Annotated in this window: 19 protein-coding genes; 11 read left to right on the top strand and 8 right to left on the bottom strand. The window is 72.7% G+C overall.

Going from position 1 to position 19,442, the window contains the following annotated elements; all coding sequences use genetic code 11:
- Nucleotides 1-45 precede the first annotated feature (45 nt).
- Entirely contained in the window at nucleotides 46-870 is an 825-nt protein-coding gene (locus tag ABCQ75_RS07975) for an NUDIX hydrolase (RefSeq protein WP_345884524.1), read from the top strand.
- 84 nt (nucleotides 871-954) lie between these two features.
- Here ABCQ75_RS07975 and ABCQ75_RS07980 read toward each other — a convergent pair whose 3' ends face one another.
- The 3 genes from ABCQ75_RS07980 to ABCQ75_RS07990 all read right to left on the bottom strand — a co-directional run bounded on the left by ABCQ75_RS07980 (nucleotide 955) and on the right by ABCQ75_RS07990 (nucleotide 3,011).
- Nucleotides 955-2,262, bottom strand: coding sequence for an aminotransferase-like domain-containing protein (locus tag ABCQ75_RS07980; RefSeq protein ID WP_427916065.1), 1,308 nt, complete (start codon nucleotides 2,260-2,262; stop codon nucleotides 955-957).
- A 210-nt stretch (nucleotides 2,263-2,472) separates the two neighbouring features.
- On the bottom strand, nucleotides 2,473-2,739 hold the full coding sequence (locus tag ABCQ75_RS07985) for a GlsB/YeaQ/YmgE family stress response membrane protein (protein WP_345884527.1): 267 nt from the start codon (nucleotides 2,737-2,739) through the stop codon (nucleotides 2,473-2,475).
- A gap of 86 nt (nucleotides 2,740-2,825) precedes the next feature.
- Complete coding sequence (locus tag ABCQ75_RS07990) at nucleotides 2,826-3,011, bottom strand: CsbD family protein (RefSeq protein WP_345884528.1); 186 nt, start codon at nucleotides 3,009-3,011, stop codon at nucleotides 2,826-2,828.
- 725 nt (nucleotides 3,012-3,736) lie between these two features.
- Between ABCQ75_RS07990 and ABCQ75_RS07995 the strand changes: the two genes are divergently transcribed.
- On the top strand, nucleotides 3,737-3,976 hold the full coding sequence (locus ABCQ75_RS07995) for a hypothetical protein (protein WP_345884530.1): 240 nt from the start codon (nucleotides 3,737-3,739) through the stop codon (nucleotides 3,974-3,976).
- A gap of 269 nt (nucleotides 3,977-4,245) precedes the next feature.
- Complete coding sequence (locus tag ABCQ75_RS08000) at nucleotides 4,246-5,703, top strand: FAD-binding oxidoreductase (RefSeq protein ID WP_345884531.1); 1,458 nt, start codon at nucleotides 4,246-4,248, stop codon at nucleotides 5,701-5,703.
- A gap of 130 nt (nucleotides 5,704-5,833) precedes the next feature.
- On the opposite strand, the gene ABCQ75_RS08005 is transcribed toward ABCQ75_RS08000, so the two are convergent.
- The 3 genes from ABCQ75_RS08005 to ABCQ75_RS08015 all read right to left on the bottom strand — a co-directional run bounded on the left by ABCQ75_RS08005 (nucleotide 5,834) and on the right by ABCQ75_RS08015 (nucleotide 10,286).
- Nucleotides 5,834-8,302 (bottom strand): glycoside hydrolase family 65 protein, encoded by a 2,469-nt coding sequence (locus ABCQ75_RS08005; protein WP_345884533.1) that lies wholly within the window; start codon nucleotides 8,300-8,302, stop codon nucleotides 5,834-5,836.
- 144 nt (nucleotides 8,303-8,446) lie between these two features.
- Entirely contained in the window at nucleotides 8,447-9,238 is a 792-nt protein-coding gene (locus ABCQ75_RS08010; RefSeq protein ID WP_345884535.1) for an HAD family hydrolase, read from the bottom strand.
- Nucleotides 9,239-9,254: 16 nt separating this feature from the next.
- Nucleotides 9,255-10,286: a LacI family DNA-binding transcriptional regulator gene (locus ABCQ75_RS08015; protein ID WP_345884537.1), complete on the bottom strand. Its 1,032-nt coding sequence runs from the start codon at nucleotides 10,284-10,286 to the stop codon at nucleotides 9,255-9,257.
- 256 nt (nucleotides 10,287-10,542) lie between these two features.
- On the opposite strand from ABCQ75_RS08015, the gene ABCQ75_RS08020 reads away from it, so the two are divergent.
- The 7 genes from ABCQ75_RS08020 to ABCQ75_RS08050 all read left to right on the top strand — a co-directional run bounded on the left by ABCQ75_RS08020 (nucleotide 10,543) and on the right by ABCQ75_RS08050 (nucleotide 14,436).
- The gene (locus ABCQ75_RS08020) at nucleotides 10,543-10,956 is read left to right on the top strand and encodes a CBS domain-containing protein (RefSeq protein ID WP_345884538.1); all 414 of its coding nucleotides are present in this window, start codon (nucleotides 10,543-10,545) and stop codon (nucleotides 10,954-10,956) included.
- 115 nt (nucleotides 10,957-11,071) lie between these two features.
- The gene (locus tag ABCQ75_RS08025; RefSeq protein ID WP_345884539.1) at nucleotides 11,072-11,503 is read left to right on the top strand and encodes a hypothetical protein; all 432 of its coding nucleotides are present in this window, start codon (nucleotides 11,072-11,074) and stop codon (nucleotides 11,501-11,503) included.
- Nucleotides 11,500-12,726, top strand: coding sequence for an NRAMP family divalent metal transporter (locus ABCQ75_RS08030; protein ID WP_345884541.1), 1,227 nt, complete (start codon nucleotides 11,500-11,502; stop codon nucleotides 12,724-12,726). The genes ABCQ75_RS08025 and ABCQ75_RS08030 overlap by 4 nt, the downstream gene beginning before the upstream one ends.
- A 28-nt stretch (nucleotides 12,727-12,754) precedes the next feature.
- The gene (locus tag ABCQ75_RS08035; RefSeq protein ID WP_345884543.1) at nucleotides 12,755-13,213 is read left to right on the top strand and encodes a hypothetical protein; all 459 of its coding nucleotides are present in this window, start codon (nucleotides 12,755-12,757) and stop codon (nucleotides 13,211-13,213) included.
- Complete coding sequence (locus tag ABCQ75_RS08040; protein WP_345884544.1) at nucleotides 13,200-13,583, top strand: PRC-barrel domain-containing protein; 384 nt, start codon at nucleotides 13,200-13,202, stop codon at nucleotides 13,581-13,583. Before ABCQ75_RS08035 ends, ABCQ75_RS08040 begins: the two co-directional genes overlap by 14 nt.
- 75 nt (nucleotides 13,584-13,658) lie before the next feature.
- The gene (locus ABCQ75_RS08045; RefSeq protein ID WP_345884545.1) at nucleotides 13,659-13,817 is read left to right on the top strand and encodes a hypothetical protein; all 159 of its coding nucleotides are present in this window, start codon (nucleotides 13,659-13,661) and stop codon (nucleotides 13,815-13,817) included.
- 154 nt (nucleotides 13,818-13,971) lie between these two features.
- On the top strand, nucleotides 13,972-14,436 hold the full coding sequence (locus ABCQ75_RS08050; RefSeq protein WP_345884546.1) for an SRPBCC family protein: 465 nt from the start codon (nucleotides 13,972-13,974) through the stop codon (nucleotides 14,434-14,436).
- Between the two features lie 23 nt (nucleotides 14,437-14,459).
- Here ABCQ75_RS08050 and ABCQ75_RS08055 read toward each other — a convergent pair whose 3' ends face one another.
- Nucleotides 14,460-15,023 (bottom strand): MOSC domain-containing protein, encoded by a 564-nt coding sequence (locus ABCQ75_RS08055; protein ID WP_345884548.1) that lies wholly within the window; start codon nucleotides 15,021-15,023, stop codon nucleotides 14,460-14,462.
- Between the two features lie 105 nt (nucleotides 15,024-15,128).
- On the opposite strand from ABCQ75_RS08055, the gene ABCQ75_RS08060 reads away from it, so the two are divergent.
- The gene (locus ABCQ75_RS08060) at nucleotides 15,129-17,930 is read left to right on the top strand and encodes an AMP-binding protein (protein ID WP_345884550.1); all 2,802 of its coding nucleotides are present in this window, start codon (nucleotides 15,129-15,131) and stop codon (nucleotides 17,928-17,930) included.
- Nucleotides 17,931-17,997: 67 nt separating this feature from the next.
- Here the strand turns inward: ABCQ75_RS08060 and ABCQ75_RS08065 are convergent, their stop codons facing one another.
- Complete coding sequence (locus ABCQ75_RS08065; protein ID WP_345884552.1) at nucleotides 17,998-19,323, bottom strand: TrkH family potassium uptake protein; 1,326 nt, start codon at nucleotides 19,321-19,323, stop codon at nucleotides 17,998-18,000.
- Between the last annotated feature and the right edge of the window lie 119 nt (nucleotides 19,324-19,442).

Here is a 19,442-nt window from a genome sequence, read left to right on the forward strand (position 1 = left end):
GCGCTCGGGCGAAGGGCGTGCGCCCCGCGGGCTAGATTGGGGCCTATGGCTGCTGAGGAGACACCCGAATCGCCGATCGTCGGGGAGGCCGCGACGGTCGTCGTGCTGCGGGACGGCCCGGGAGGCGTGGAGGTGCTCATGCTCAAGCGCCCGCACTCCGGCACGTTCGCGGGCGCGTGGGTCTTCCCGGGCGGGCGAGTGGACCCTGAGGACGCGCAGGCCCACCGGGGTGCGCAGCAGCCGGGGGAGGGGGCGGATGAGGCCGACTGGTCGGCCCGCGGGGACATCTCGCCCGGCGAGGCGGCGGGCATCGCGCGAGCCGCACTCCGTGAGACGGCCGAGGAGACGGGAATCCCGCTGGCCGCCGACGCCCTCGTGCCCATCTCGCGGTGGGTCCCGCCGCTCGGCGCGCCCAAGCGGCTCAGGACCTGGTTCTTCCTTGCCGCGCATCCCGGGGGAGAGGTGCGGCTCAACCCTGGCGAGCACGTCGGCTGGGAGTGGCTCGCCCCGACCGAGGTCCTCGAACGGCACGCCGCCGGCGCGGTCATCCTCGCCCCGCCCACCTGGGTGACCCTCCATGCCCTCCGCGACGCGCCCAGTGTCACCGCGGCCCTCGAGACCGCACGGGCCCAGCCGTTCGAACGGTTCTTCAGCCGTGCGCTGCGCGGCGAGGACGGTGTGGAGGCCGTGGTCTGGGCCGGCGACGCAGAGTACGGGGGCGCAGTGCACGGCGATCCCAACCCCGCCGGCGCCGCGGAGCATCGGGCCCAGGGGGCAAGGGCCGATGAGCACGGGCCCGCCCGCCATCGCCTCTGGATCGCGAGCCTGCCCTGGCGCTACGAGCGCACCTCCCCGGAATTGTTGGACTGAGCTGGGTCCGAGGCGCATCGACCCTGCTCAATCCAACAATTCCCGGAAGGGGGCGAGGGGGGCGAGGGGTGCGAGGGCGTCAGGCTACGCGCCCGCGTGCTGCTCGACCGCCCTGCGCACCACCGGGGCGAGCCGCTTCACGCCCTCGCGGATCTGCTCGGGCGCCACGCCGGAGAAGGCGAGGCGCAGGCGGTTGCTCGGCTCGTCGGAGGAGGTGAACGCGGCGCCCGGGATGAACACGACCCCGGCGTCGATCGCCTCGTGCAGCAGCGGGTAGGTGTCGATGCCCTCCGGGAGGGTCACCCACACGAAGAAGCCGCCGTCCGGCGTCGTCCAGGTCGCCTCGGCCGGGAACTCCGCGGCGAGCGCTGAGAGCATGGCCTCGCACCGCTGGGCGTAGACGGCGCGGGACTCGGCGAGGTACGCGCGCCAGTCGAAGCGGCGGAAGAACTCGGTGACGATCAGCTGGGTGAGCGTCGACGGGCACAGCACCACGGCCTCGGCCGCAAGGTAGAACCGGCGGTAGAGGTGGCGCGGCACGAGGGCCCATCCGAGCCGGACGCCGGGGGAGAAGATCTTGGAGAACGAGCCGCAGTAGATGACGTCGTCCGGGTTGTCCGCGCGCAGCGGCGCGAGCGGCTTCCCGTCGAACCGGAGCATGCCGTACGGGTTGTCCTCGAGCACGAGGATGTTGTGCTCGCGCGCGATGTCCACGACCCGCTGCCGGCGCTCCGCGGCCATCGTGATGCCGGAGGGATTGTTGAAGCTCGGGATCGTGTAGAGGAGCTTGATGGTCTTGCCCGCTGCCTCGAGTTCGGCGATGCGAGCCTCGAGATCCTCGGGGATCAGCCCGTTCCCGTCCATGCGGACGGCCTCGACCTGGACCTGGTACGCCTCGAACGTGTTGAGGGCACCGACGTAGGTGGGGTCTTCGACGAGGACCACGTCGCCGGGGTTGCAGAAGACTTTGGCGGCGATGTCCTGGGCGGACTGGGAGCCCGTGGTCACCACGACGTCCTCCGGGGAGGCGCCGAGGATGCCCTCCTCGGCCATGATCTCGCAGATGAGGGCGCGCAGTTCCTCGGTGCCCTTGCCCCCTCCATAGTGCAGGGCCTCCATGCCGTGCTCGGTGATGACCTTCGAGGCGGTCTGCGCCACGAGGTCCAGGGGGAGCCCGGTGAGGCTCGGCGAGCCGCCCGCGAGGGAGACGAGCCCGGGGCGGATGGAGATGTCGAAGACGTCTCGCACCGCGGACTGCTTGATGTTGTGCGCGCGCTCCGAGAAGAGGGCCTCGTGGCGGTGGCTCGCGACCGCGCGCTCGAGCGCGGTCTCGGTCTCAGCGGAGAGCTCGGTTCCGGTGATGATGCCTGCGGCGATGTCCTGTGAAGTCACTCACACAGGGTACCGTAGAGGTTGCCTTGTGTGCACCCTTTGTTGCTCTGTATGCTCGTTTTGTTGCTCTGGATGCTTGTTGTCGCCCAGCCCTCGAAAGGATGCCGACCCACGCACGACGGCGGCGACGCACCATGGGGAAGTGCGTCGCCGCCGTCGTGGGTCACCTGTCCGGGCACAGTGCCGGACGGTCACCCTGGGGAGTGGCCCTTAGGCATGGTGGCTGCGGCGGGTGACGGCGCCGTAGATGCCAAGGACCACGAGCGAGCCGAGGATCGCGACGATCCACGTCTGAATGCTCCAGAACTCCTCCAGGCCAACACCGAAGATCGCGCTGCCGATCCATCCGCCCAAGAGGGCACCGACGACGCCGAGCAGCAGGGTGATGATCCACCCGCCGCCCTGGCGGCCCGGCAGGATGGCCTTCGCGATAGCGCCGGCAATGAGACCGAGGATGAGGAATGCGAGGATGCTCATGGCTCAACTCCTTCTCTTCTGGCGCCCCGATCCTGCGGGGCCCAGTGGCTGGTCAGTGGTGATGAGTCGTGCTGGGGGTGCTGGCCTCAGCGGTCCGTGACGTCCCTGGCGGCGTCCTTGAGGTGCTCGCCGGCCTGCTTGAAGCCGGCCTTCGCCTGGTCCTCGCGGCCTTCGGCCTCGAGGCGCTCGTTGTCCGTGGCGTCGCCGAGGTTCTCCTTGGCCTTGCCGGCCATCTCCTCGGCCTTGTTCTGGAACTTGTCATCCAGACCCATAGCGTCTGTCCTCCCTTCGCGGGAGAGCCTGTGTGCCCTCCCTGGGTGTCCGTCTCCGGCGCGCAGCCCCGGCTTGCGGGGCTGTCCGTCATGGACGCACGCCGGAATGATTCCCCAGTTGCGTCCGCGGCAAACATCGCCGGTGCGGATTCCGCTGGATCCTTGCGCGGGCATGATGGCCCGCGGGATTGTGTGGTCCAGGAGAAGGCGGGAAATTCTCTGGGGTACACGACGAGGAGCACACCATGTCTGCCACAGCACTCTCTGACCTGCTCGCCGAGCAGGGATCCATCCCGCCGGAACCGGCTCGGCCGGGACTGCGTGAGGGGGCCGGTCCTCCTCTTGATGCGGTTCCTCTCCATACGGTTCCTCTCCATGCGGCTCCGCGGAGCACCATTCCGCCTGCGCCCGACCGGCCCAGTGTCCCGCCTGCTCCCGCGCCGGAGCCGGGCGGGCCGGAACCCGGACCGAGCACCTTCCCTCCGATCGACCCGGACGTCCAGCCGGTCCCCGAGCCTGGGCAGCCCTCGCCGGGCGGTCCGGTGCCGGGCGAGCCGCCGGCGCCCGGGCCCTTCCCGGGCGAGCCTCCGGGACCGGGCGAGCCGCCGGTGCCGACCGAGCCCCCGGACGGTCCGATGCCCGGCCAGCCGCCCGTCCCCGGGGAGCCGCCGGCCCCCGGCCAGCCCCCGGCGCCCGACCCCTTCCCAGGGGAGCAGGGGCATTCGATGCAGGACCATGGACCGGTTCCTGAGGGGCGCCTGCCCGAGCCGGAGAATCCGAGGACTGCGCCGGACGATCCGCGGATCGAACCGGACCGCCCCGTCACCGATCCGGACGACCCACGGGAAGAGCCGCCCATCCACAGCGAGCCGGAACGGGAGCGGGACCCCGAACAGGTACGGCCGGGCCCGCCCGAGGACCCCTACTACCCCGTGGCCCTCCCGCCCGAGGCCCTCGAGGAGTAGCTGCCGGGAGGCTCACGCCTCCGTGCCGGTGCAGGTCTCCCCAGAAGCGGCGCCCACCTCGTCCGACACGCCGGAGGATCCGGGGGACACGCGGGCGTTCGAGCAGGTTGCTGGGAAGACCTGCTCAGCCCGGCTCGAGGGGAGAGGCCGAGGAGAGGAGCCAGAGGTCTTCGGGATGTGACCCCGCAACGGGAGAGGATAGGGGCCCGGCGCCGCGGGGCCAGATTCCTCTCGAGCCGGCAGATGCGCGCGCGGCTACCCTTGGTGCCATGACCGCCGGCCGCCCAGCATCCTCCGTCCCAGCCGCGTCGCGGGCAGCGGCTCCTGCGCCGCCCGCGGCGCCGCCCGCGCCCACGCGAGCAGCTGAGCTCGTCGAGGGCCTCGTCGCGCACCTGGGCCCGGCGAAGGTCGCGACGGACCAGGCCACCATCACCGTGCAGTCCCGGGACCAGAGCCCGCACCGGGAGGGGATCGAGGCCGTGGCGGTCGTCTTCGCGGAGTGCGTCGAGGACGTCCAGTCCACCGTGCGCGCGTGCGCGGCGGCCAAGGTCCCCGTGGTGGCCCGCGGGGCCGGTTCCGGCCTCTCGGGCGGGGCGGCGGCGGTGCCCGGCTGCGTGGTGCTGAACCTCGAGCGGATGGACCGCATCGTCGAGATCCGCCCCGAGGACGAGGTGGCCGTGGTCGAGCCGGGCGTGGTCAACGCGGACCTCAACGCCGCCGCGGCGCCCTACGGCCTCATGTACGCCCCGGACCCGGCGAGCTACACGTTCGCCACGATCGGCGGGAACATTGCCACCAACGCCGGCGGCCTGCGCTGCGCCAAGTACGGCGTGACCCGGGAGTCGGTGCTGGGCCTGGACGTGGTGCTCGCGGACGGGACGCTCGTCCGCACGGGCCGGAGCACCTTCAAGGGCGTGGCCGGCTACGACCTCACGGGCCTCATGGTCGGCTCCGAGGGGACGCTCGGGATCGTCGTCGGCGCCACGGTCCGCCTGCGCTACCTGCCCGTGGACGTGCAGACGATCGCCGCCTTCTACCCGGACTTCCCCTCGGCGGCCGCGGGCGTCCTCGCGGTGGGCCGTGCGCGGGTGCAGCCGTCCATCATGGAGCTCATGGACGCGGGCTCGATCGCCGACGTCGACTCCCTCCAGGGCTCCGACCTCGCCTCGCGCGGCAGTGCGCTGCTGCTCGTCCAGACGGACGGCTACGGGGCCGCAGCCGAGGCCGAGGTGGTCCGCGCGGTCCTCGCCGAGTCCGGCGCCGTGGTCTCCGCGGAGGACCCCGAGGAGGCGGAGCGGCTCGTGTTCCTGCGCCGCACCTCCCGCGGGATCGGGGCCGACGACGCGTTCCGGGTGGGCGAGGACGTGGCCGTCCCGCGCTCGCGGCTCGTGGAATACGCGCGCGAGGTGGAACGCATCGCCGCCGCCCAGGGCGTGAACCTCAAGATCGTGGCCCACGCCGGGGACGGCAACCTCCACCCCTCGTTCTGGGTGGATCCGGCCGCCCCGGGCGCCGAGGAGGCAGTGGCCCGGCTCGACGCCGCCCTCGACGAGTCCATCGAGGTGGCCCTGACCATGGGCGGCACCATCACCGGCGAGCACGGGATCGGCTCGTTCAAGCTCCGCTGGCTCCCGCTCGAGCAGTCGGCCCGGGTCCGCGCGCTCCAGCAGGGCATCAAGGACGCCTTCGACCCGGCCGGCATCCTCAACCCCGGCAAGGCCTTCTGAGGCGCACGACGCCGGCCAGTCGCCCCGCGCGGGCCCGTCGCCTGTGCGGCGCTCTGGGGAGGGCGCCCCCCGTTCGCGGCGGCGGCCCCCGGAAGCCGGGTGCCGCCGTCGTGCCCGTGACGCGGCGGCCCTACCGCAGCGCGGCGACCGCGGCGAGGCCCGCCGTGGGGGTCGGGTCCGGGAAGACGCTGCGCTCGGGGGCGGGGAGCGGCTCGAGGGCAATGCGCACCGGCTCCGGGCCGACCTGGACGAGCTGCCCGCGAACGTCCACGGAGAACGGCTCGGTGCCGGTGGCCGTGAGCGTGATGGCGCCGTGCTCGAGGCCCACCGTGAGCGTGCCGCCGCGCAGCGCGAGGCAGAACTCGAGGCTGTCCCAGCCCTCGGGCAGGCGCGGGTCGAAGCGGGGGACCTCGCCCTGGTCGCGGAACCCGGCGAACCCGTTGGCCAGGGCCGCCCAGACTCCGCCGGCGGAGGCGGTGTGCACGCCGTCCACGGTGTTGCGGTGGAGGTCGTCGAGGTCGATGAACGCGGCCGTGGTGAAGTGCGCCAGGGCCGTGTCCATGTACCCGACCTCGGCGGCCATGATCCCCTGGACACAGGCCGAGAGGGTCGAGTCGCCCGTGGTCAGCGGATCGTAGAAGTCGAACGCGCGCTGCTTCTCCTCCGCCGTGAAGTCCTGCCACTGCAGGAACATCGCCAGGACGGTGTCCGCCTGCTTGAGCACCTGGTGGCGGTAGATCACGAGCGGGTGGAAGTGCAGCAGCAGCGGGTACTTCTCGCGCGGGGTGCTCCAGTCCCACGGCTGAAGGGTCATGAAGTCCGCGTCCTGCGCGTGCACCTGCTGCTCGGAGTCGTACGGCAGGGCCATGCGCTTGGCGGCCTCGGTCCACAGGAGCCGCTCGGTCTCGGTGGCCGCGGTGCCCTCGGCCCCGGTCCCCTCTGGCTGCCTGCTCTCCGACTGTGCCGCCGCGCGCAGGTTGAAGCGCGCCATGACGTTCGTGTACAGGTTGTCGTTCACCACGGCCGTGTACTCGTCCGGGCCGGTCACCCCGTGCAGGTGGAACCTGCCGTCCTTGCCGAAGAACCCGAGCGAGGCCCACATGCGCGCGGTCTCTACGAGCAGCTCGGCGCACTCGCCGGTGCGGAACGCCTCATCCCCCGTTGCCCAGGCGAAGCGGGCCGCCGCGAACGCCACGGCCGCGTTGATGTGGAACTGCGCCGTGCCGGCGGCGTAGTACGCGCTGGCCTCCTGGCCGTTGATGGTCCGCCATGGGAAGAGGGCCCCGTCCACGTTGAGCTCGGCGGCGCGGGCCTTCGCGGCCGGCAGCATGCCGTGCCGGAACTCGAGCACCTTACGGGCCGCGTGCGGCGCCGTGTAGGTCAGGTAGGGCATGAGGTACACCTCCTGGTCCCAGAAGTAGTGCCCCTCGTAGCCCGAGCCGCTCACCCCCTTCGCCGGGATGCCCGAGACGCCAGCCTGCGCCGTGGCCTGGCCCAGCTGGAACAGGTTCCACCGCACGGCCTGCTGCAGCTCGGGCTGGCCGCCGATCCGCACGTCCGCCGCCGCCCAGTACGCGCGCCAGTGCTCGGCGCTCTCGGCCGCGAGCTCCTCGATGCCACGCAGGTCGCGCTCTGCCGCGCCGAGCAGTGCGGCGAGGGGCCCGCCGGAGGGGGCGGCAGCGGCGCCGTCGTGCGCGCCGGGCCAGATGCCCTGCCCTGATCCCTCATGGGCCTCCGCCTCCGCAGCTGCCCACTCCGGCTCGGGGGCCGGGTCCATGGCGTACGCGAGGCGCTTCTCGAGCCGGAACTCCTCGCCCGGGTCCAGGGGCAGCACGTACCGCACGGTGCTGCGGTCCCCGTCCGCCTCCGTGGTGAAGGGCGGAAGGGACGCGTTGGTGACGTGCTCCACCGCGAGGGCGAGCCGCTGCCGGGACGTCCCGGTGGCCCACGCGAGCCGGAGCGAGCCGTGCGCGCCCTCGGCGCGGAGGGGCTCGAGGACGCGGCCCGCGTGCCGGCCGGAGCGGCGCGGGTCGTGCTCGGAGTGGTCCTCGGAGGGCTGGTCCTGCCGGTTCACGATCGCCGAGGCGACGTCCGCCACGACGCGCCGGTCCGCGGTCACGGTGAGCTCGAACGCGAGGCTCGCCCGCAGGCCGGCGCCGATCGCGCGGCGCTCACGGGTCGTGACGACCGCGCCGGAGGAGGTCTTCCACACGGTCGTGCACTCGTAGGCGCCCGTGGCGAAGTCCAGGGTGCGGCGGTAGTCGAGCACCTCGGTGGTGCCCAGGGAGAGCTCCTCGCCGTTGACCCGGACGGACGTCTCCTGCCCGTCCGGGACGTAGAGGATGCGCTGGCCCTGCTTCGCGAAGCCGTAGGCGTTCTCGGCGTGGCGGATGTCGAAGGTCTCGTGGAACCCGTTGATGAAGGTCCCGGGCAGGTGCGCGTCCGCGGCCCATGGGTGGGCGCCGCGCACGCCGAGGTGGCCGTTGCCGAGCGTGAAGACGGTCTCGAGGGCGCCTTCGGAGCCGGGGGCGTGGGAGGTCTCGACAAGGCGCCAGGGGTCCACGGGGAAGCGGGCGCGGTCAGCGGAGACGAGGGACATGGCTTTCCTTGGGGGGGGAAGGGGCGTAGGTGGCCCGGTGGGAGGGTGCGCCGCGCAGGGGATCGCCCTGGGGCGGGGTGGCCGCGGGGGACGGCCGGAGATCAGGGGAGGGGGATCAGGGGAGGGGGATCAGGGGGGAAGAGATCAGGGGTGGGTGCCGGTGCGGTCCGGGAGGAGGTCGTCCAGATCACGCACGACGACGTCGGCCCCTGCCGCTTTCAAGGTCGCCTCGCCGGCACCCCGATCTATCGCGACGACCGCCCGGAAGCCGCCTGCGGCGCCGGCCTGGACGCCCGAGACGGCGTCCTCGACCACGACGCACTCGGCCGGCGGGACGCCCAGGAGCTCGGCGGCGCGGCGGAACGTGGCCGGGTCCGGCTTGCCGGGCAGGCCCTCGGCCTTTGCCACCGCGCCGTCCACCACCACGGGGAAGTGCCCGGCGAGCCCGGCCGCGCGCAGAACGGCGGGGGCGTTGCGGGACGAGGAGACCACAGCGAGCTTGAGCCCGCGGGCCTCTGCGGCCGCGATGAACCGGACCGAGCCCGGGTAGGGCGCCACGCCCTCTTCCTCGATGATCCCGGTGAACACCGCGTTCTTGCGGTTGCCGAGCCCGTGCACGGTCTCGTGCTCCGGGGAGTCGTCTTCGGGGCCCTCTGGCAGCACGATCCCGCGGGAGGCGAGGAAGTCCCGCACTCCATCGAAGCGCGGCTTGCCGTCGATGTGGTCGAAGTAGTCCGAGTCCGCGTACGCGGGGCCGCGGCCGGCCTGCGCGAGGTAGCCCTCGAAGAGGCGCCGCCACGCGAGCTCGTGCACGTCCGCGGTCGGCGTGAGCACGCCGTCCAGGTCGAAGAGGAGGGCGCTCGTTCCGGCCCACACGTCGAGGGGGAGGGTCTTCTGCTGTGCGGTGGCCTGCTGTGTCGTCTTCTGCTGGGTCATGGTCACCTCCGGGGAGTCAGCGCCGCGGGCGGCGGGTGGTCTTGCGTTCGATCAGTGTTGTGGGGAGCCGGTGGTCCTGGGGCGGGCCGGCCCCGTCCGGGTCGGCGAGCCGTTCGGCCAGGAGCGCGGCGGCGAAGGCGCCCTGGTCCGCCACGGGCTGGGCCACCGTGCTGAGCCCGAGGAAGGAGCTCATGGGGTGGTCGTCCAGTCCAATGAGGGAGACGTCCTCCGGCGCGGAGAGCCCGTGCTCGTGCAGGGCCTTGAGCGCCCCGAAGGCCGTCTCGTCGCATCCGGCGAACACGGCCTGCGGCAGGCCGCGGTTCGATATCAGCTCAGTCATGGCCCAGTACCCGCCGTCGATGCTCGAGGCCGCGGGGACCACCATGTCCGGGTGCACGTCGAGGTCGTTACCCGCGAGGGCCCGCATGAACCCGGACCGGCGCGCGGACGCGGTTACAACAGTCCCGGCGTCCGGCTCGCTGCCGGCGAGGAGCGCGAGCTCCCAGTGGCCCAGTTCCACGAGCCGGTGGGCGGCGCGCCACGCGGCCTGCTCGTCGTCGATCCCGACGTTGTCCCACGGTACGCCGGTGAGCCCCACACTCGCCACCGGCAGCCCGGACTCCGCGACCGCACCGGCCTGCTCCGGGGAGAGGTCGACGCCGAGGAGGAGCACGCCGTCGACCCTCTGCAGGAGCGAGGCAGGATCCGCGAAGAGGCTCTCGCGAGCCTGCGCGTTCCCCCGCAGGCTCATGAGAACGGTGTCAAGGCCCGAGTCGGCGAGGACCTCCTCCGCGGCCTCCACGGCCTGCGCGAAGAACCACGCTGTGATGGTGGGGGCGATGATCGCCACGGCGCCCGTGCGCCCTCCCGCGAGGCGGGACGCCGCCGAGGAGGCGCGGTAGCCGAGCTTCCCGGCCGCCTCGCGCACGCGCGCGTGCGCCTCGTCCGAGACATTCGGCAGGCCCCTCAGCGCACGGGACACGGTGCAGATGGAGAGCCCCGAGAGGGTGGCGACATCGCGGATGGTCGCCCGCGCGGTGTCAGTCACGGAACACGGTCTCAGCCCTTTCGCCGGGCACGTTCGGACAAAGAAGGAGGCGCCTCCGCCGAAGTCCGCCCCCGGGGATGCGCCAGATTCGAGTGTAAACGCTTACAGGGGGTGCGACAACCACCCTACCCGCAGGTAGCGAACGCACTGGTTGACCCCGGCGCCGCCGGGTAGCACCGTGGAGGAAGGGACGGCGCGCGAGTCGGCCAGGCACCCGGACCAGGCCGGCGCGCCGGACCCCGTCGAAGGAGGAACCATGCCCAAGGTCAAGGACCTCATGACACCGGACGCGGAGTGCATCGGCGAGCGGGACACGCTGCGCCACGCCGCGGAACGCCTGCGCACCCTCGATGTGGGATCGCTGCCGATCTGCGGCGAGAACCGCAAGATCATCGGCATGCTCACCGACCGCGACATCGTGGTCAAGTGCATCGCCGAAGGCGGGGACCCGGACACGGTGTTCGCCGGCGACCTCGCCCAGCAGCGCCTCTACTACATCGACTCCGAAGCGACCGTGGAGGACGCCATCTCGGTCATGAGCGAGCACCAGGTGCGGCGCCTGCCGGTGATCCACGACCATCGCCTCGTGGGGATCATCAGCCAGGCGGACATCGCACGCCACTACGCCGAAGAGCGCGTCGGCCACCTCGTGGAGGGCATCTCTGAGTAGCGCCGCGCGCACGCCGCCGGAAGGCAGGCGGCCACGGGAAGGCAGGCACCCACGCGGTGCCTGCCTTCCCGCGCGGGCGGGCCTTCCCGCGCGGGCGCGAGCCTTCGCGCGGGCCATGGCCTTCTCCCTCACGGTCCTCGTCTCCGCCGCCGGCACTGCCGGCTGCGCGCAGGAGCCCAGCGCCGAGGCCCTCGCCAAGCCCGCCGAGGCCGCAGCCGCGGCGGTCGCCTCGGCCGAGATCGCCGTCGTGCAGCGCTCCGAGGGCCGCACCACGGCGGCCGCGGCCGGGACGCTCGCCACGGACATGCTCCGCGAGCTCGAGTCCGCCGCGAAGGACCTCCACGCGCTCGAGTCGCGCACCGAGTCCCAGCGCCGCTCGCTGGACGCGGCGCTCGCGGCGGTCTCCGTAGGGACGCTCGCCGTGGCGGGGGCGCGGGATGCGCTCGCGCACGACGACGGCGGGCCGGCCCTCGAGCGTGCGCTCGCCCGGCTGCGGCAGGCGGCACAGGCGCTCGAGGCCGCCGTGCGCGGGGAGGCTGCGCAGTGAAGCGGTTGCTCGGCGTCGCGCTCGGGATCCTCACCGCGATCGGCGGGTTCGTGGACATCGGCGACCTCGTCACCAACGCCGTGGTCGGGAGCCGGTTCGGGCTTTCCCTCGTGTGGGTCGTCGCGGTCGGCGTGATCGGGATCTGCCTCTTCGCGAACATGTCCGGCAGGGTCGCCGCAGTCTCGGGGCGCGCCACGTTCGAGGTGATCCGCGAGCGTCTCGGCGCGCGGGCGGGCCTGGCCAACCTCTCGGCGTCATTCCTCATCAACCTGCTCACGGTGACGGCGGAGATCGGCGGCATAGCGCTCGCGCTGCAGCTCGCGAGCGGCGTGCACTACCTCGCGTGGGTGCCGCTCGCGATCGGGGCGGTGTGGTTCGTGATCTGGCGCGTGCGGTTCAAGGCCATGGAGAACGTCACGGGGCTCGTCGGGCTGTGCCTCATCGTGTTCGCGGTGTCGCTGTTCCTCCTCGGCCCGGACTGGGGCGATCTGGCGCGGCAGGCCACCGGCGCCGTGCCAGGGGACGAGGCTGCTGCGACGTACTGGTTCTACGCCGTGGCGCTGTTCGGCGCCGCGATGACCCCGTACGAGGTGTTCTTCTTCTCCTCGGGAGCCGTCGAGGAGAAGTGGCGGGCCAAGGACATCATCCAGTCCCGCATCAACGTGCTCGTGGGCTTCCCGCTCGGCGGGCTCCTCTCCGTGGCCATCGCCGCGTGCGCTGCGGTGGTGCTCCTGCCTGCGGGAATCGGGGTGACCACCCTGTCCCAGGTGGCGCTGCCCGTGGCCGAGGCCGGCGGGCAGCTCGCCCTCGCAGTGCTCATCCTGGGGCTCGTGGCGGCCACGATGGGCGCCGCGCTCGAGACGACCCTCTCGAGCGGGTACACGCTCGCCCAGTACTTCGGCTGGTCCTGGGGCAAGTTCCGGGCGCCCGCGCAGGCCTCGCGGTTCCACGTCGCGATGATCGTATGCCTCCTCGTGGGCGGGGGCATCCTCGCCACGGGCGTGGACCCGATCCTCGTCACCGAGTACTCCGTGGTGTTCTCCGCGGTGGCCCTGCCGCTCACGTACCTGCCGATCCTCATCGTGGCCAACGACCCGGCCTACATGGGCCGGCACGTCAACGGACGGCTCGTGAACGGGCTCGCGCTTGTGTACCTCGTGGTGATCCTCGCCGCCTCGCTCGCGGCGATCCCGCTCCTCGTGATCACGGGGGCGGGGCAGTGAGAGGCGGGCCGATGGGAAAGGCGATGCCATGAGTCCGCTGCGGCGGAGGGCCGAGGCGGAGCCCGAGAGGATCCTCCCCGCTCCGCAGATCGCGGGGCGGGTGCTGGACGCCCAGCTGCACCTCCTGGACCGGCAGATCCTGGACGCCGGGGGAGTGCCCGTCACGACGGTCGACGACGTCGAGATCGCAGGGCTCGACCCGGACGGCGGCGGCTCCGCCCCTGCCCAGGCCGGCCCGGCGGCCACTGGGCCTCCGGCGCCCAGGGTGGGGGCGCTCCTCACGGGTCCCGTGCTGGGCACGCGGATCTTCGGCGGCCGCCCGCCTGCGGACCGGTTCGTGCGGATCCCGTGGCGGGACGTGGCCGAGGTCGGGACCGTCATCCGCCTCGGCGTCCGTGGGGACTCGCTCGAGGCCTCGTGGGTGGAGCGCTGGCTGCGCAACCATGTGATCGCGAGGATCCCGGGAGGCCGCCATGCTCCTGACTGACCTGCTCGGCTCCCAGGTGCGGGACCCGGAGGCGCGGCTCCTCGGCGTCGTCTCCGATGTCCGCTTCGCCCTCGACACGGCTCCGGGCAGCACCGTGGCGCCGCTCCTCGCGGACGCGCGCCTCGTGGGGATCATCGTGAGCCCTCGCACCTCCGCGTCCTTCCTGGGATTCGAACGGCAGGGCCTCACCCAGCCGTGGCCCATCGCGCAGCTTCTGCGGCGCTGGCACCGCGGCTCGTTCCTCGTCCTCTGGGGGGACTTCTCGCTCGTGGACGGCGGGGAGGGGAAGGCCGGAGTCGCCCTGCGGCCGGGCTACACGGCGTACGAGGCGACGCTCATGGGCCCCTCGGAGGCCAACGAGCTGGACTGAGTGGTCTCGCCGCCTCCAGGGCGTCCAGCACGCACAGGTGTGTTTGGAATCGCGATCTGCGGGAACTGGGAGTGCATGAACACTCTGCTGATCATCGCCGGAATCATCGCCATCCTCCTGCTCCTGGTGGGCGGGTTCAACTCGGCCCTGAACTTCCTGATCTGGGTCGGCGTCATCCTCCTGATCCTCGCCGTGATCGGCTGGGTCATGGGGCGCGCTCGCAGCGGCGCCTGACCAGCGCGCTCCCGGGCCTGACGCCGGGCCCGCGCGTTCGCGGGCCCGGCTGCAGCTGGCCTGGTCCGCGAGCGGGCGCGCGGTGCAGGCCGGGGGCCCGCGCGCTGGCGCGCCATGCCTCCCGCCTTCGGGCGGGGGCGCCTAGCATGGGGCCATGGCCCCGTACACGATCACGCGCAGCGCCTTCATCCCCGCGCCCCCCGAGGCCGTGTTCCCCCTCGTGAACAGCTTCCGCGAGTGGGCCAAGTGGTCCCCGTGGGAGGGGATGGACGCGTCCATGGAGCGGTCCTACTCCGGCCCCGAAGCCGGTGTGGGCGCGGTGTACTCCTGGAAGGGCAACCGGAAGGTGGGCGCCGGGAGCATGCAGATCCTCGAATCCGAGGCCCCGAACAGCGTGCGGATCCGCCTCGTGTTCGTGCGGCCCTTCCGCGCCGTGAATCCCACCGGCTTCACCTTCGAGCCGGACCACGGCGGCACCCGCGTCACGTGGGCCATGAAGGGCGAGAACAAGGGCCTTGCGCGGCTCTTCGCGAAGGTCGTGGACATGGACAGGCTCGTGGGGCGCGACTTCGAGAAGGGGCTCGCGAGCCTCGCCCGGGCAGTCGGACAGGACGGCTAGCCCGCAGGTCTGCAAGAGCCTGTCTACGGCAGCCGCGAGGGGCGCAGGACGGCGACATCGGCCGCCTTGGCCGGGTCCAGCGGCACTGGGCTGGCGAGCACAGCCGGCCCGAGGCCCAGCGCTCCTGAGGTGAGCGGGCGGCACCGGATCCCACCGCGCCCCCGCATCGCGGCATGCGCGCCGGGGGCGAGCACGCGGTCCATCCAGGCGCACGGGTGCGCCGGGCGCCCGCCGTGGAAGCGCACGACGGCGCCGCGCGACTCGAGCGCGAAGTCCTGCCCCACGAGCGGGGCGAGCTCCGCGCCGCGCAGCACGATGTTGCGGCGGGCGAGGAGCGGGTCGAAGCGCGCCACACCGAGCGATTCCGCCATCGCCTCGAGGCCCTCGACGGCGATGAACGTGACTGCGGCGTCCATGTGCGCGGCCTTGCCGAAGAACCGGTCGCCCACGATCCCCTTCCCCGCCACGACGTCCACGCTCTCGGGGGCGAGCGTCCCGACCTCTGCCGGGCCGTCCTTCGCGCGCCCGAAATAGGCGTGCCCGGGGGACACGAGCAGGTGGAGGACCTCGACCCCATACCGGAACATGCCTCAACGCTACGTCTCCGGCCCCCGCGCGGCACCCCGCGATTACGCAACACAAAGGTTACTCAATTTGGGTGAGGTAACCCTTACCTCCTAGACTTGCCAGCTGTGACTGCACAGCCCGATCTCGCGGGCGTCTCCTTCGCCACTGGGCTCGCCCGGCACGGCCAGAGTCCCGCCATCATCACTGCCGGCCACACGATCACGTACGCGGACCTCGCGAGCCGCGTTGACGCCGTCGTGCGCGCCCTCGGCACCACCCGCCGCCTCGTCGCGCTCGAGGCCGCCAACGACGTGCCCTCGCTGGTCGCCTACCTCGCCGCGCTCGCTGCCGGCCACCCCCTGCTCATCCTCCCGGCGGGCAAGCCGGACGCCGCCGAGGCGATCATCGCCGCGTGGGACCCGGACGTCGTCGTCCGCACCGTGCCGGGCCCTGGCCCGCACAGCACCATTGCAGCCCCCGTGCTCGAGGAGCGCCGCCCCGGCACCCGCCACGATCTCCACCCGGACGTCGCGCTGCTCGTGAGCACGTCCGGCTCAACGGGCTCGCCCAAGCTCGTGCGGCTCTCGGCCCACAGCGTCGAGGCGAACGCCGCCGCGATCGCGGAGTACCTCTGCCTGCGCCCGGAGGACCGTGCCGCCACGACCCTCCCGCTCTCCTACTGCTACGGCCTGTCCGTGGTGAACTCGCACCTCACCGTGGGGGCGGCCCTCGTGCTGACCGACCTCTCCGTGGTGGACCCGTGCTTCTGGGAGCTCATGCGCGCACAGCGGGCCACGTCCTTCGCCGCCGTGCCCTACACGTTCGACCTCCTCGAGCGCGTGGGCTTCGCGGACATGGACCTCCCGCACCTGCGCTACATCACCCAGGCCGGCGGCCGCCTCGACCCCGAGCGCGTGCGCGGGTACGCCGAGCTTGGCCGGACGCGCGGCTGGGACCTCTTCGTCATGTACGGGGCCACGGAGGCCACGGCCCGCATGGCCTACCTCCCGCCGGACCTCGCCGCCGAGCACCCCACCGCGATCGGCGTGCCCATCCCCGGCGGGTCGTTCCGGCTCGAGGCCGTGGAGGGACTCGAGGGGCCGGACGGCGAGCCCGTCCGCGAGCTCGTGTACTCCGGCCCGAACGTCATGCTCGGCTACGCCGAGACCCCCGCGGACCTCGCCCTCCCCCGGACCGTGCACGAGCTGCGCACCGGCGACCTCGCGCGGCGCACCGGCCCCGGCCTCTACGAGATCGTGGGCCGGCGCTCGCGGTTCGTGAAGATCGTGGGCCTGCGCGTGGACCTCGGCCAGGTGGAGCGGCTCCTCGCCGAGGACGGCCTCGTCGCCGCCGCGGCCGGCACCGACGGCGCGGGCACCGGCGCGGGCCGGCTCGTGGTGGCGGTGGAGGCAGGGAGCATGGCGCACGACGCCGACTGGGGCCTAGCCGCGAAGGACCTCGCCGTGCGCCTCGGCCTCCCGCGCTCGGCGGTGGCGCTTGTCGCGGTCGGCGAGATCCCGCGCCTGCCCAACGGCAAGACCGACTACCAGGGCGTCCTCGCGGTCGCGGCCGAGCCCCGTGCGGGCGCCGCGGCCACGGGGCCGCGTGCTGCGGCTTCCGGCCATGACGGCGGACCGGAGGACCCGGAGTCCCACGGCGGGGCCACCACCGAGGACGTCGCCCGGATCTTCGCCGGCGCGCTCGAGATCGACGTGGTCCGCCCCGAGGACACGTTCGTCTCCCTCGGCGGCGACTCCCTCTCCTATGTCGCGGCGTCCCTCCACCTCGAGGCGGCGCTGGGAGCCCTCCCTGCCGGGTGGCACGTCATGCCCGTGGCCGAGCTCGCAGCCGCTTCGAGCGTGGCCTCCGCGGGAGCAGCTGCCGGGCGGGCCCCAGAGGGCCGGTCCGCCCCCGGCGAGGCGGGCCCCGCGGACGGCGCGCTGCCCGCACGCGGTGCGCTGCGGCGTCGTGCGCGGACGTGGTGGAGGCGGGCCGCGGCGCCCATGGAGACCGGGATCGTGCTGCGCGCGGTCGCGATCGTGTTCATCATCGCGACCCACATCGAGCTGTTCGTCTGGCCCGGGACGGCGCACGTGCTGTTCGCGCTCGCGGGGTTCAACTTCGCGCGGTTCCAGCTCGCCGGCGAGCGCATGGCGCGGCTGCGCGGCCAGGCGCGGGCGCTCATGCGGATCGTGGTGCCGAGCTTCGCGCTCATCGCCCTCGCGTTCGCGCTCACGGGCGAGTACAGCTGGCACAACCTCCTGTTCCTCAATGCTGTCCTGGGCCCCGAGGGCTGGAACGCGACCTCCCGGTTCTGGTTCGTGGAGCTGCTCCTGTACATCCTCGTGGGGGTCATGGCGCTCCTGGCCCTCCCGTGGGCGGACCGTGCCCAGCGGCGCTGGCCGTGGGCATTCCCGGCGGCGCTGTTCGGGGTCTCGCTGCTCGAGCGGTACGAGGTGGTCCCGCTGGTCGCGCACCAGGGGCCGGTGCTGTGGCTCTTCGCGCTCGGCTGGGCCATCGCCGCGACCCGCACGCACGTCCAGCGGCTCGCGGTGTCCCTCGCGGCCGTGCTGACCGTGCCGGAGTTCTTCGACAACGACTACCGCAACGCCACGATCCTCGTGGGCGTGCTCCTGCTCGCCTGGCTCTCCACGCTTCCCGTGCCGCGGGGCCTGCACCGCGTGGTGGCCCTGCTCGCGAGCGCGTCCCTGTACATCTACCTCTCGCACTGGCTCGTCTACCCGGTGGTGGTGGACGTGGGCATGTCCCTCGGCCTGCCCGCGGGGCAGGGGAGCGCGGTGGCCGGTGCGGCGGTCGTGGTCTCGCTCGCGGCCGGGCTCGGCTACTGGGCCGTGGCGACCCGCGCCATGGCGTCCCTCGAGCGGGCCGGCGCACGACGCCGAAGGGCACGCGCGCAGGCACGGTGACCTTCGGCGTCGTGCGGCCGGGAGGCCCCGGCGCGCCGGCCGGCGCCCGCGTCAGCCGATGGCCGGCTCAGCCGATGACCGGGCGCTCCTCGGGGAGGGCGTAGAGTCGCGGTCGGGCGGTGAGCGCGAGCGCCGACGCGACCGTGATGGTGCCGACGCGGCCCAGGAACATGAGCAGGATGACCACGAGCTGGGCCGGGTCCGCGAGGCTCGGCGTGATGCCGGTGCTCAGGCCTACCGTGGCGAACGCCGAGACGGCCTCGAACAGGACCTTGTCCAGGCTGTGCTCGGTGAGCCTCAGGAGGGCGAGCGTTGCGAGCACCACCATCGCGACGCCGAGCAGGGCCACCGAGAGCGCCTGGCGCTGCACCGAGGAGCTGATGGTGCGGTGCCCGATCGTCACGTGGTCGTGGCCGCGGACCTCGTTCCAGATCGCGAAGGCGAGGACCAGGAACGTGGTGATCTTGATGCCGCCGGCGGTTCCGGCGCTTCCGCCGCCGATGAACATGAGGATGTCCGTGACCAGCAGGGTGTCCGGGGAGGCGGCGCTGTAGTCGAGCGTGTTGAAGCCGGCCGTGCGCGGGAAGACCGTGGCGGCGAAGGCCATGAGGAGCTTGTCCGCCACGGAGAGGGGGCCCATGGTCGCGTCCCGGCCCCACTCGAAGGCGCTGATGATGAGCCCGCCCGCCGCCAGGAAAAACAGCGTCCCGTAGAGCGTGAGGCGCGTGTGGACGGTCCAGAGCCGGGGGTGCAGGCCCGTGCGGCGCAGCTCCATGAGCACGGGGAAGCCGATCGCCCCCAGGAGCACGGCGATGCACACGGGGACCACGATCCACGGGTCCTGGCCGAACTCCATGAGGCTCGAGCTGTAGAGGGCGAACCCGGCGTTGTTGAAGGCCGAGACCGCGTGGAACACCCCGTGCCAGAGGGCGTCGAAGGGGTTGTAGGCGTAGGAGAACCAGAAGCGTGCCGTGAGGATGACCGCGACGATCGCCTCGGTGATGCCCATGATCATCGCGACCCGGATCAGGACCCCGCGGACGTCGCCCAGATTGAGGGAGTGGGTCTCGGACTGGGCCACGAGGCTGCCGCGCAGGCCGAGGTTCTTGCGGACGAGGAGGACGAGGAGGCTCGCGAGGGTCATGATCCCGAAGCCGCCCACCTGGATGAGCGCGAGGATCACCGCATGCCCGAACGGGGTCCAGAAGCTCGGGACGTCCACCGTGGAGAGCCCGGTCACGCACGTCGCGGAGACGGCCGTGAACAGCGCCGGCATGAGCAGCGGGGCGGAGTCGTCCGTGCGCGCGATCGGCAGCATCAGCAGGAGCGTGCCCACCGTGATGACGGCGAGGAACCCGAGGGGGACGAGCCTCAGCGGGTGGGCCTTGAACACCTGCGAATCCTTCCGGCGGGCCTGCTGGGGGGCAGCGGGCAGTCTGCTGGGCACGACGCTACCCGCCCCGCGGAGGTGTTCCGGGACGCGGGGCGTTAAGGAATCGTCAAGAAACCCGC

The sequence above is a fragment of the Sinomonas halotolerans genome, assembly GCF_039615075.1.
Lineage (GTDB): Bacteria > Actinomycetota > Actinomycetes > Actinomycetales > Micrococcaceae > Sinomonas > Sinomonas halotolerans.

Bases quoted from the DNA above. Each gene is read 5' to 3' on its own strand.
- ABCQ75_RS07990 (WP_345884528.1), bottom strand. From the start codon at position 3,011: ATGGGTCTGGATGACAAGTTCCAGAACAAGGCCGAGGAGATGGCCGGC.
- ABCQ75_RS08050 (WP_345884546.1), top strand. From the start codon at position 13,972: ATGGCCCCGTACACGATCACGCGCAGCGCCTTCATCCCCGCGCCCCCC.
- ABCQ75_RS08035 (WP_345884543.1), top strand. From the start codon at position 12,755: ATGAGTCCGCTGCGGCGGAGGGCCGAGGCGGAGCCCGAGAGGATCCTC.
- ABCQ75_RS08025 (WP_345884539.1), top strand. From the start codon at position 11,072: ATGGCCTTCTCCCTCACGGTCCTCGTCTCCGCCGCCGGCACTGCCGGC.
- ABCQ75_RS08020 (WP_345884538.1), top strand. From the start codon at position 10,543: ATGCCCAAGGTCAAGGACCTCATGACACCGGACGCGGAGTGCATCGGC.
- ABCQ75_RS08000 (WP_345884531.1), top strand. From the start codon at position 4,246: ATGACCGCCGGCCGCCCAGCATCCTCCGTCCCAGCCGCGTCGCGGGCA.
- ABCQ75_RS08040 (WP_345884544.1), top strand. From the start codon at position 13,200: ATGCTCCTGACTGACCTGCTCGGCTCCCAGGTGCGGGACCCGGAGGCG.
- ABCQ75_RS08005 (WP_345884533.1), bottom strand. From the start codon at position 8,302: ATGTCCCTCGTCTCCGCTGACCGCGCCCGCTTCCCCGTGGACCCCTGG.
- ABCQ75_RS08010 (WP_345884535.1), bottom strand. From the start codon at position 9,238: ATGACCCAGCAGAAGACGACACAGCAGGCCACCGCACAGCAGAAGACC.
- ABCQ75_RS07975 (WP_345884524.1), top strand. From the start codon at position 46: ATGGCTGCTGAGGAGACACCCGAATCGCCGATCGTCGGGGAGGCCGCG.
- ABCQ75_RS08045 (WP_345884545.1), top strand. From the start codon at position 13,659: ATGAACACTCTGCTGATCATCGCCGGAATCATCGCCATCCTCCTGCTC.
- ABCQ75_RS07985 (WP_345884527.1), bottom strand. From the start codon at position 2,739: ATGAGCATCCTCGCATTCCTCATCCTCGGTCTCATTGCCGGCGCTATC.
- ABCQ75_RS08055 (WP_345884548.1), bottom strand. From the start codon at position 15,023: ATGTTCCGGTATGGGGTCGAGGTCCTCCACCTGCTCGTGTCCCCCGGG.
- ABCQ75_RS07995 (WP_345884530.1), top strand. From the start codon at position 3,737: ATGCAGGACCATGGACCGGTTCCTGAGGGGCGCCTGCCCGAGCCGGAG.